We start from the raw sequence: 10,668 nt of genomic DNA, 5'->3' as shown, positions 1-10,668 counted from the left end.
GATCAGCATCCAGACGATGGCGACGGCGATTCCGGGTGTAAATGTGGGGAGGAAAAACACCACCCGGAACCACCGTTGCCCTCGCTTGAGGCTGGCGATCCAGGTCGCGAGCCCCACCGAGATGATGATGTTCAGCACCAGGTATTCGACGGTGAAGAACAGCGTGTTGCGCAGGACGGTCCAGAACTGCGGATCGGCGGTGAACAGCCGCACGTAGTTCTGGACGCCGACAAAGGCGGGTTTGCCGAGCAGCTTCCAGTTGGTGAAGCTCAGCACCAGCGAAGCGATGATCGGCAGTACCAGGAAGAGGATCACACCCAGGAGACTGGGCAAGAGAAAGAAGAAGGCCGTGCGGCCGTCGTGTCGTCCGCTGCGCCGTCGCGGGCGGGCGGCCGGGGCGCTGGTCGCGACCGCGGTATCCTGGATAAGCGTCATGGGCACCTCCTCCCCTTCGGCGCTCTCGAGAGCGCCGGTGCATGCCTGCTTTGCCGCGCTTTCGAACCGGAAAAGTCTGCAACTTTTCCTGAAAGCGCTTTGAGGGACGTCCGGCCGGATTCGGGACCGGCCGGGCGCCGGGACTTACGGCAGCTGGCTCTGGATATCGGCCAGCACCGCGTCCGTGGTGTTGTCGCCGTTGAGCGCCAGTGGGAGATACTGGGTGAGCAGGTTCTCGAACTCGTTCCAGCTTTCGTTGAGGCGGAACGGGGTCGAGTGGTCGAAGGAGTATTGCAGCGTCTCGCGGGCGCCGGCGATATCCTTGGCGGCGACGTCGTACCAGAACTTCTGCTCGGCAAGGCGGCCGGGCAGCGCGCGGCCGGCCGAAGCGAGGATCTCCGCCGCCTTGGGACCGGTCAGCACCTTCAGCGCCTTGAACGCTTCATCCTTGTGCTGGCTGGCGGCCGAGATGCCCCAGCCCGAGCCGGCGGTGATGTAGCGCGACGGGCCTTCGCCGCGCGGCAGCGGGGCGACGCCGACCTTGAAGCCGACCGAGGCCTGGGTGGTGAGCAGCGACCAGGGGCCATCGATCACCATGGCGGCGTTGCCGGCGGCAAAGCGGCCGCTGCCGGTCTGGGCGCCGGCGCCCGAGGCAAAGACCGGCGAGGCCTTGGCCACGGCGACGAGATCGACGAGCTTGCTGACCGCGGCTTCATAGCCGGCATTGGTCAGATCGAACTGGTTGCCGTCGTTGAAATATTCGGCCCCCAGCGCGATCGGCTGGGCGACGAAATCGAAGGCCTGCACGGCATAGCCGTAATTGTCGCCGCTGGTGAGCTTTTCGGCGGCGGCCTTGAACTCGTCGAAGGTCCAGTCGGGCTTGGGTTCGGCGATACCGGCCTCTGCGAACTTGTCGCGGTTGTAGAACATCAGCCAGGGGCCGACGTCGTAGGGCAGGGCGTATTGCACGCCATCGGCCGAGAGGCCGGAAATGATCGAGGCTTCAAACGCCGACTTGTCGAAATTGTCGGCAGCGATGAACGGGTCGAGCGGCTCGAGCACGCCATAAAAGCTCGGCATGCGCATCGACTGCATGGCGACGAGGTCGGCGATCTGGCCGGACGAAGCCAGGACCGGCAGGCGGGTCCAATAATCGGTCCAGCCGGAGAATTGCGGCGTCACCTTGATGTTGGGGTATTCAGCCGTCACGAGGTCCGCGAGGCTCTGGAACAGCGGGGTGTCTTTTTCGTCACCCCACATCTGCCAGGTCAGGTTGACCTGCTCCTGGGCGTAGCTGGCGGTGGACAGGATGGCGGTGCCGGCGAGCGCCAGGGCCGCCAAAGCGTGCGTAAACTTCACGATGTGTCTCCTCAATCACAGGTCGTAGTCGTTGGGTCTTCGTTTGTTTTGGTCTTCCGGAGTTCCTCGGCTCCGGCGTCACCACGGCCGTCAGGCCGCGATCAGCACCTCCAGATCGGCGATCATGGCGATGAGTTCGGCGCGCTGGCGGTGGAAGGCGTCGGGGTCGCGCCCCGGCACCAGGATCGCCGCCATGCGGGAGGTGAAATCGGGCGGCAGCAGTGGCAGCTCTGCCGCCATCGGCAGGTTCCAGCCATCGCCCGGGTAATAGGCACGGTTGAGCGCGAACACGACCTGCAGGATAGCGTTCGCCAGTTTGCCGGTGATGCCGACAAGGAAAACCAGATCGCGCCGGTCGACCTTGCTCTCGTAGTGATAGTCGGCCGCCCAGTAGCGCAGGATGTCGCGATACTGCTTGATCACCGCGTTACGCAGCGGCTCCGGATAGCGGGCCAGTTGCCCCTTCCAGTTCGCCAGCCGGCCTTCCGGGTCGCTGACGATCTGCTGGGTCGAAAGATCGGTCGGCAGGTGGTAGCCCCAGATGGTCCACTCGAAGCTCTTGGGGATGGCGGTGCCGCCGAGCCAGGCGCCCAGATCGCTCTCGACGCCGGCATAGCTGCGCATCCACACCCCATCCATGCGGATGCCCTGCGATTGCCAGGCGGCCATGGCCGCCTCGAAGCGGTTCCATTGCCCGGTCTGCTTCAGGTCTTGCCGGTAGGCATGGGCGTAGACGCGGAAGTCGTAGTCCGACTGCCGGTCTGACCGGCCCTTGCCGCGCGACCCGGCGAGCGCAACCGCGCCGGCGCCGTCCTCGGCAAGGTCGGCGATGAGCGGAGCCATCACCGTGATCAGTTCGGCCTCGGGGGCCATCGCGTCAGCCAATGCTACCGGCAAGATCGTCAATCCCTCAGGATCAGCTCGACGACGGGAGTCACCACGTCGGGCTTTAGCACCGGCAGTTCGAGCGTCAGCATGCCGTCGCCGACAGCGACGCCGATGTTGGAATCGACCTCGGCATCGGGGTCGAGCCAGTGGATCTCGCTCGCGTCATGCAGGAACTGCGCATACTTCACCTTGCGCCCCAGCCCCGGGATGTGGACGTGGCGGAACGGCCAGGTCTGGAGGTGGAGGTAGAGCCGGTTGCCCTTCTGGGTGAAGCGGGTGCCGGCCGGCGCCTGGTATTCGGAGGGCCCGGCGCCGTAGATCGAGCGGCCGTTGACGCGCAGCCACTCGCCATAGGTTTCGAGCGCAGTGACGGCGCGTTTGTCGAAGGTGCCGCGGGCCGTGGGCCCGACATTCATCAACAGGTTGCCGCCGAGCGCCACGGTATCGATCAGGATGTTGATCAGCTGGCCTGCATCCTTCCAGGTGTTCTCGTCGCGGTGGTAGCCCCATGAGCCCGAGAAGGTGTGGCAGACTTCCCAGCGCACCGGCTTGCCGTTGATGGTGGGCGCGACGCGCGGCGTATACTGCTCGGGGGTGGCGAGATCCTTGGGGAAGTTGCCGTCGGTGGGCAGGTCCAGCCGGTCGCCGACGATGATGTTGGGCTGCAATTCACGCACCAGCCCGATCAGTTCCTCGGACTGCCAGTCGGCGCGGCCCTTGCCGGGCATGCCCTTGTACTCGCGCTTGGGGTAGCTGAAATCGAACCAGATCACCGAGATATCGCCGAACCCGGTGAGCAGCTCGCGCACCTGGTTATGCATGTACTCGGCGTACTTTTTGACATCGCGGCTCTTGTTCATCTCCAGCGCATCGGGGTGGTTGCGCAGCGGATGGATGCCGTCGATGGGGAATTGCTGATGGTGCCAGTCGATCAGCGAATAATAGAAGCCGACCTTCAGCCCCTCGGCGCGGAACGCCTCGACATAAGGCTTCAGCAGGTCCTTGCCGTAGGGGGTGTTGGTCGCCTTGTAGTCGGTGAACTTGCTATCCCACAGGCAGAAACCTTCGTGGTGCTTGGCGGTCAGCACCACATATTTCATCCCGGCCTCGCGCGCCCGGCGCGCCCACTCCCTGGGGTCGTAGAGGTCGGGGTCGAAATTCTCGAAATACTTGGCATAGGCCTCGGGCGAGATTTCCTCGCGGTGCTGCACCCATTCGTGGCGCGCGGCGAGGGCGTAAAGGCCGAAGTGAATGAACATGCCGAAGCGGTCATTGCTGAACCAGGCCTTGCCCGCCGACGAGTCGAGGCCACCGCTGACGGTGAGTGCGCTATCCAATCTATCCTCCATTCCGGTTATCGAACCGGTTCGATTTTCATCCTGATGGCGACCGTGCGATGAGTCAAGGCGGAATCTGGAACGGGGCTATCAAGTGGATTTCAGTTGCGTGGAACCCTGCAACTGCTAGGTATTGCAGCAGAATTGCCCACCGAGCATCACATCGACACAGCTCCCTCATTACATAGAAGCGGTTCGAGAACAGACTGATGGCTACCATTCGCGACGTTGCCAGGCTCGCCGACGTCTCGGTTTCGACCGTGTCGCTGGCGCTGAGCAATCCGGGCCGGGTGAGCAGCAAGACGCTGGAAAAGATCCGCAGCGCCGTGGCGGCGGTGGGCTATGTCGCCGACCCGCTGGCGCAGAGCCTGGCGCGTGGCCGCTCCAGGATGATCGGCCTCGTGGTCGGCAATGTCGGCAACCCCTTCTTCGGTGATATTCGCCGCGAGCTCGAAAACTACGCGCTCGAGCACGAGCATTTCGTGCTCATCACCGATTCCTCGGGCAAGCCCGAGCGTGAGCAGGCGCTGGTCGAGCACCTGATCGGGCTGAAGATCGCGGGGCTGGCGCTGGCTCCGTCGAGCTTCGGGCCGGACTATGTGCGCTTCGTCGAGAGCCTGAAGGTGCCGATGGTCTGCTTCGACCAGAAGGTTGCCGGCATCGAGCGTGATTTCGTCGGCTCGGACAATTATCTCGCCGGCGCCATGCTGACCGAGCACCTGCTGCAGCTCGGGCACCGGCGCATCGCCTTCATCGCCGGCCCGCAGCACATGCACACCGCCTCGGAGCGGCATCGCGGCTTCGTCGAGACCATGGCCAGCGCCGGGGTGGAGGTGAACCCCAACTATGTGGTCGATGGCCAGTTCACCCGCTCGGCCGGCTACGAGGCGGCGATGCGGTTGTTGATCCAGCCCGAGCGCCCCACCGCCATTCTCGGCGCCAACAATGCGGTGGCGCTGGCGGCGCTGCAGGCCATGCAGGAACTGGGCTTCAACTGCCCGGGCGACATTTCGCTCTGCATGATCGACGACGTGCAGTGGAGCAATGTCATCACCCCGCGCATCACCATGGTGGTGCAGGACACCCTCAAGCTCGGCGGTATCATCGCGCGGCGGCTGCTGCAGCGGATCACCAGCCCGGATGCCGCGGCGGAGCCGGCGCAGGATTTCGTGCTGGCCCCGAAGTTCGTGCCGGGGAATTCTTGCCGGCGGGTTTGAGGGGATAACACCGGCGGTACCCCTAGCGCCCCCTCGCCCCTCTGGGAGAGGGCGGCGATGAGGCCGAAGGCGTCATCGCGGGGTGAGGGGCGCCAAACGCGCCTAGCCGGAGCAGGTCCCCTCTTCCCTTCTCCCCTCAGGGGAGAAGGTGGCCGAAAGCCGGTTGAGGGGTGAGGCCGCGCCACTCGCGCTCGCTGAGACGCTGAACCCCTTACCCAGTTCCGCTACGGACCTTCGGTCCTAGCTCCACTGCCCTCTCCCCTCAGGGGCGAGGGGAACATCGGCAACCACGGTGTGCTTGGCGCACCTCACCCTGGCCCTCTCCCCCCGGGGGCGCTATTGCGCCCCCTAGAAGGGGAGAGGGGACGATGGGGCACCGCCAGTGCGTTTCAAGCCGGCCGGATCAGCGCCTCGCTGCCGATCGGGGTGAAGCCCAGGCTGAGGAAAGCCCGCAGCGAGCGGGCGTTGCCGGGGGAGACGGCGGCGAACAGCAGCTCGCCTTCGGGGACGAGGCCGATTGCTTCCCTGATCAGCGACGTGCCGTGCCCGCGATTGTGGGTGTCGGCCTCGACGCTCAGTTCGCGCCGCCCGGCGAGGCCGGCGCCGATAGTGATGAGGCCACGCTCATCGCCATAGACTTTGACGTCGGAGCGATACTGCCGGGCATACTGCACGCGCGGATGATCGTCGGCGTCGGTGCGCAGCGGCAGGCTCGAGCGGCCGGTGCCGCGGGCATAGAGCATGGCGTCGATCACGCCGATAAAGCCCTGGGGGCCGGCCAGCCAGCGCAGGAAATCCGGCGCCAGCGAGCCACCGAAGCCGTCCGGGCCCTGGCGCAGCACTTCGTCGGCCGGGCGCGCCGTGGCAATGACGGCGTGGCCGGTGAAGGCCACCGAGCATTCCCAGCCACCCGCCAGCGGCGGCAGCACGGTGACGCCGCCATCGACAGGCGGAAAGCGCCCCTCGGCGGCGCCGGTCAGCAGATCGAGCAGGGGGTGGGGCATGGCGCTTCGACAAGGCCTGTTCAATCGGGGTCGGAAGTCTGCGATACAGGCGCTCGCCATGAAAGTCACTCCGCCCGCTTCCGCCCCCAACGACATTGCCGATTTCATCGCCCTGCGCCGCCGGCTGCATGCCGCGCCGGAGCTGAGCCGCGAGGAATTCGCCACCAGCGCGCTGGTCGCCGAACTGCTCACCGGCTGGGGCTATGAGGTCGAAACCGGCATCGGCGGCGCCGGCGTGGTGGCGACACTCAGGGCCGGGGCAGGGGAGCGCGTGATCGGGCTCCGCGCCGATATGGATGCGCTGCCGATCAGCGAGGCGACGGGGTTACCCTATGCCAGCGGCACGCCCGGCGTGATGCATGCCTGTGGCCATGACGGGCACACCACCATTCTCCTCGCCGCGGCGAAACAACTGGCCGAGACGCGCAACTTCTCCGGCACGTTGCGGCTGATCTTCCAGCCGGCCGAGGAGGTGGGCGGCGCGGTAGAGATGATCGAGGACGGGCTGTTCGAGCGCTTCCCGGTCGATGCGCTGTTCGGCATGCACAACTGGCCGGGTGTGCCCGAAGGCGAGTTCCGCTTCATCGACGGGCCGGCCATGGCGGCGGTCGACTGGATCATCATCACCATCAAGGGCAAGGGCGGCCACGGCGCCATGCCGCACGAGGCGGTGGACCCGATCGTCGCGGCCTCGTCGCTGGTGCTGGCGCTGCAATCGATCGTCTCACGCAGTATCGACCCGCTGGAAACGGCGGTGATCACCGTAGGGATGATGCATGGCGGCTCGATGCCCAACGTCATTCCCGACAGTGTCGAGCTGCAGCTCAACACCCGTGCCTTCACCGAGGCGGTGCGCGACCGGATCCGCGAACGGATCAAGGTGCTGGCCGAGGCGCAGGCAGCGAGTTTTGGCGCGGTGGCGGAGGTGGTGCATCCGCCAGGCTTTCCGGCGCTGTTCAACCATCATGACGAGACTGCGTTCGCCCGGCAGACGGCGATAAAGCATTTCGGCGAAGCGAAGGTCGGTGCGCTGAAGCCACTGCTGGTGAGCGAGGACTTTGCCTTCATGCTGCAGCGGCAGAAGGGGAGCTATCTGTTCGTCGGCAATGGGGCGAGCGCGGATCTGCACAGCCCGAAATATGATTTCAACGACGCGGTGATTGCGCCGGCGGCGAAGTATTGGGTGGCGCTGGTGGAGGATTATCTGGCGGCGAATGGGTAGGGGCCGGCGGTCGAACCACAACGCTCGCGCAAAACTCGGTGTCATCCCTCCGAAAGCAGGGACCCAACTCACCCCCCGCACCAGCTGACAGATGGGTCCCTGCTTTCGCAGGGATGACAGCCGGTGTGTGGTCGAGGTGTGTCTACCAGATACCTTTGCCCAGTGCGGGAAACAGATCGTCCCAGTCTGGATTCAACTCCCGGAAAAGCCCGATCTTCCAGGCGCGCTTCCACTTCTTGATCTGCTTTTGCCGGGTGATCGCTGCCTCGATCGAGTCGTGCGGCTCGAACCACACAAGCCGCGTCACGTCGTACTTGCTCGTGAACCCTGCCGCGAGGTGTTCGCGGTGTTCTGCGACACGGCGCATCAGGTCGCTGGTGACGCCGGCATAGAGTGTCCCGTTGCGCCGAGATGCGAGGAGGTACACGAAGTAGATGTTGTGCACCCTGAGTGCCTCCAACTCGGTGTCATCCCTGCGAAAGCAGGGACCCAACTCACCGCCCGCACCAGCCGATAGATGGGTCCCTGCTTTCGCAGGGATGACAGCCGGTGGGTGGGCGCGATTGAGGCTTGGCCCAACGCCACACCCTCAGGCCGTCGCCTCCAACCGCCCAGCCGCAATAATCCGCTCCAGGAACTTCTGCGTCCGCGGGTTTTCCGGCTTCGAGAACAGCTGGTGCGGGTTGCCCTGTTCGACGATGCGGCCGCCGTCGAGGAAGCAGACGCGATCGGCGACGTCGCGGGCGAAGCCCATTTCGTGGGTGACGATTACCATGGTCATGCCACTCGATTTGAGATCGCGGATGATCTTCAGCACGTCGCCGATCAGTTCGGGGTCGAGCGCCGCCGTCACTTCGTCGAGCAGCAGCACGTCGGGTTCGGTGGCGAGCGAGCGGACAATGGCGACGCGCTGCTGCTGGCCGCCCGAGAGCTGCTCGGGGTAGGCTTTGGCATACTGGCCGAGCCCGAACAGTTCGAGCAGCTTCAGCCCCGCCGCCTCGGCCTCGCGGCGATCGCGGCCATGCACCCGGATCGGCGCCAGGGTGATGTTCTCCAGGACGCTCATGTGCGGGAAGAGATTGTAGGCCTGGAAGACGATGCCGACACGCTTGTAGAGGCCGGTGCGGCCAAAGCTCTCGTCGTAGATATCGACCCCGTCGAGCCTGACGGTGCCTTCGTCGAACTCGGTGAGGCCGTTGATGCAGCGGAGCAGGGTGGATTTGCCGGAGCCGGAAGCGCCGATCAGGCACACCACCTCGTGCGGCGCGATCGAGAGATCGACCGCGTCCAGCACCTGGCGCTCGCCATAGAACTTGGTGAGCTGTTCGATTTCGATGCGGTTCATTTGGCACCTTGCAGGCGACGCTGGCGGTCGCGGCGGGCGAGGTGATCGGTCAGGCGCGCCAGGGGAATGGTGGCGAGCAGGAACAGGATCGCGGCGACAACGAGCGAGGAATAGTTGAAGGTGCGGGCGGTGTAGATCTGCGCCTCGCGCACCGCGTCGCGGACGCCGAGCACCGAGAGCAAAGCCACATCCTTCTGCAGCGCGACGACGAGGTTCAGCATGGCCGGCACCACGTTGCGCAAAGCCTGCGGCAGGATGGCGTAGCGCAGGGTCTGCCACTGGGTGAGGCCGAGCGCCTTGGCGGCCATGCCCTGGCCCTCATGCACGGCCTCGATGCCGGAGCGATAGACCTCGGTGGCATAGGCCGAATAGGAGAGGATCAACGCCACGCCGCCCCAGAACAGTCCTTCCTTGGGGAGGCCCGGCAGGTTGAGCGCCGGAATGCCGAAGCCGAACAGCAGCACCAGCAGCAGCGCCGGCAGGCCGCGGAACAGATCGACATAGACGATGGCGAACACCCGCAGGGGCGCGAACCAGGGGCCGCCCATGGCGCGGAAAATCGCCAGCACCAGCGCCCAGATGCCGATGCAGACGAGGCTGATCAGCCAGATCTGCAGCGAAACGAGGAAGCCGCGGGCCACGCCCGGCGCTGCTTCGAGCATCGCATCGATGGAGAAGAACTGGTTCTGGATGCGCGGCCATTGCTCGGCCGAGCCGACGAACCAGGCGATGGCGCCGAACACCACCACGACGCTGACCAAACTAATAAGGACCGGCGCGAGCCGGTCCTTGAGAGCGATCTGCCGGCGTCCTTTGCCGGGTCGTCGTGTCATTGCGTGATCTCGGGAATGCTCGGATCGGCGATCAGGTACTTCTTGGCCAACTCGTCGATGGTGCCTTTGGACTTGAGCGCGGCGAGGCCTTCGTTGATCCATGGCACGATCGGGTTTTCGTAGGCGAAGAGCAGGCCGAGGCCTTCGTCCTTTGGATCCTTGGGCAGGATCGCGGTGATCTTGGCCTCGGGCACCTGACAGCACGTGGCATAGAGCGCCGTCGGCAGTGCCGCGACGGTGGCGTCGATCTGGCCACCCTGGAGCGCCTGGAACACACCCGCCTGGTCGTCGAACACGGCGGCATCGGCAACGCCGAGGACGTTCGTCACGTAATCGAAATCGGTGGTGCCGACGGCAACGCCCCACTTGGCCGCCTTGAGCTCGGCGAAGCTCTTGGCGCTGGCCACCGTTGAGGCCGGGAGCGCGATCACCGCCTTGTCGGACTGGTAGTAGACATCGGAGAAGGTCGCGACCTTGGCGCGATCCGGGGTCACCGAGATCTGCTGGATCGAGAAATCATAGGCCTTCGGGCCCGGCGCGATGGCGCCGTCGAAGGTCACATCGACCCAGACCACGTCTTCCTTCTTGAAGCCGAGCTCAGCGGCGAGCGCGTAAACCAGCGCGGCCTCGAAGCCTTCGCCAGCTTCCGGATTGTTATCGAGCACCCATGGCGGATAGCTCGGCTCGGAGGTCGAGACGGTGAGCTTGCCGGGCGTGAACAGCCGCGGATCGTTGGGAGTCTTTTCCTGCGCCAGCACCGGCGTGACGACCATCGCCATCACGGCCAGCAGCGCAACAGTCAGCATATTGTGCTTGTGAGCCATCTTCACTCTCGTGTTTCCGCCCGGCGGCCAGCTGAAATGCCCCGTCCACCAAGCCCCGCGGGGGAATTTACCGACAATCCGGCGCGACGCCAGCCATAGAATTGCAGAGATTCGGAACGGCGGGAAAGTTCGTTGCTGTCGCAATGGGTTGGGGGGAGTGGAGTGGGGTTGGTGGGAACTGGTGGTGCGGTGATCCTCCCCCGC

General features: G+C 65.2%; 11 protein-coding genes. 2 read left to right on the top strand and 9 right to left on the bottom strand.

The features are described from left to right. From VGV07_RS10975 to VGV07_RS10960, 4 genes are all read right to left on the bottom strand, one after another. A partial coding sequence (locus VGV07_RS10975) for a sugar ABC transporter permease (RefSeq protein ID WP_326868724.1) occupies positions 1-435 on the bottom strand: 435 nt, incomplete at its 3' end. Positions 436-579: 144 nt separating this feature from the next. Continuing rightward, on the bottom strand, positions 580-1,794 hold the full coding sequence (locus tag VGV07_RS10970; RefSeq protein WP_326868723.1) for a sugar ABC transporter substrate-binding protein: 1,215 nt from the start codon (positions 1,792-1,794) through the stop codon (positions 580-582). A 90-nt stretch (positions 1,795-1,884) separates the two neighbouring features. Further along, positions 1,885-2,691 (bottom strand): DUF4037 domain-containing protein, encoded by an 807-nt coding sequence (locus VGV07_RS10965; RefSeq protein ID WP_326868722.1) that lies wholly within the window; start codon positions 2,689-2,691, stop codon positions 1,885-1,887. Between the two features lie 5 nt (positions 2,692-2,696). After that, positions 2,697-4,031: an alpha-L-fucosidase gene (locus VGV07_RS10960; RefSeq protein ID WP_414649935.1), complete on the bottom strand. Its 1,335-nt coding sequence runs from the start codon at positions 4,029-4,031 to the stop codon at positions 2,697-2,699. Positions 4,032-4,228: 197 nt separating this feature from the next. Between VGV07_RS10960 and VGV07_RS10955 the strand changes: the two genes are divergently transcribed. Beyond that, a complete protein-coding gene (locus VGV07_RS10955; RefSeq protein ID WP_326868720.1) occupies positions 4,229-5,236 on the top strand; it encodes a LacI family DNA-binding transcriptional regulator in 1,008 nt (335 codons plus the stop codon). Between the two features lie 389 nt (positions 5,237-5,625). On the opposite strand, the gene VGV07_RS10950 is transcribed toward VGV07_RS10955, so the two are convergent. Then, positions 5,626-6,240, bottom strand: coding sequence for a hypothetical protein (locus tag VGV07_RS10950; protein ID WP_326868719.1), 615 nt, complete (start codon positions 6,238-6,240; stop codon positions 5,626-5,628). 58 nt (positions 6,241-6,298) lie between these two features. Here VGV07_RS10950 and VGV07_RS10945 point away from each other — a divergent pair, with 58 nt between their 5' ends. Continuing rightward, positions 6,299-7,462 (top strand): M20 aminoacylase family protein, encoded by a 1,164-nt coding sequence (locus VGV07_RS10945; RefSeq protein ID WP_326868718.1) that lies wholly within the window; start codon positions 6,299-6,301, stop codon positions 7,460-7,462. Between the two features lie 142 nt (positions 7,463-7,604). On the opposite strand, the gene VGV07_RS10940 is transcribed toward VGV07_RS10945, so the two are convergent. The 4 genes from VGV07_RS10940 to VGV07_RS10925 all read right to left on the bottom strand — a co-directional run bounded on the left by VGV07_RS10940 (position 7,605) and on the right by VGV07_RS10925 (position 10,464). After that, the gene (locus tag VGV07_RS10940; RefSeq protein ID WP_326868717.1) at positions 7,605-7,907 is read right to left on the bottom strand and encodes a GIY-YIG nuclease family protein; all 303 of its coding nucleotides are present in this window, start codon (positions 7,905-7,907) and stop codon (positions 7,605-7,607) included. 144 nt (positions 7,908-8,051) lie between these two features. Further along, the gene (locus VGV07_RS10935) at positions 8,052-8,807 is read right to left on the bottom strand and encodes an amino acid ABC transporter ATP-binding protein (RefSeq protein ID WP_326868716.1); all 756 of its coding nucleotides are present in this window, start codon (positions 8,805-8,807) and stop codon (positions 8,052-8,054) included. After that, positions 8,804-9,640, bottom strand: a complete 837-nt coding sequence (locus VGV07_RS10930) for an amino acid ABC transporter permease (protein ID WP_326868715.1) — start codon at positions 9,638-9,640, stop codon at positions 8,804-8,806. The genes VGV07_RS10935 and VGV07_RS10930 overlap by 4 nt, the downstream gene beginning before the upstream one ends. Next, positions 9,637-10,464 carry an ABC transporter substrate-binding protein gene (locus VGV07_RS10925; protein ID WP_326868714.1) on the bottom strand — a complete coding sequence of 276 codons (828 nt, stop codon included), beginning with the start codon at positions 10,462-10,464 and terminating at the stop codon, positions 9,637-9,639. The genes VGV07_RS10930 and VGV07_RS10925 overlap by 4 nt, the downstream gene beginning before the upstream one ends. Positions 10,465-10,668: the final 204 nt, after the last annotated feature.

Source organism: Devosia sp., from assembly GCF_035944845.1.
GTDB lineage: Bacteria > Pseudomonadota > Alphaproteobacteria > Rhizobiales > Devosiaceae > Devosia_A.
Note: the sequence above shows the minus strand (reverse complement) of the source record. Positions and strands in the feature narration are given on the sequence as shown.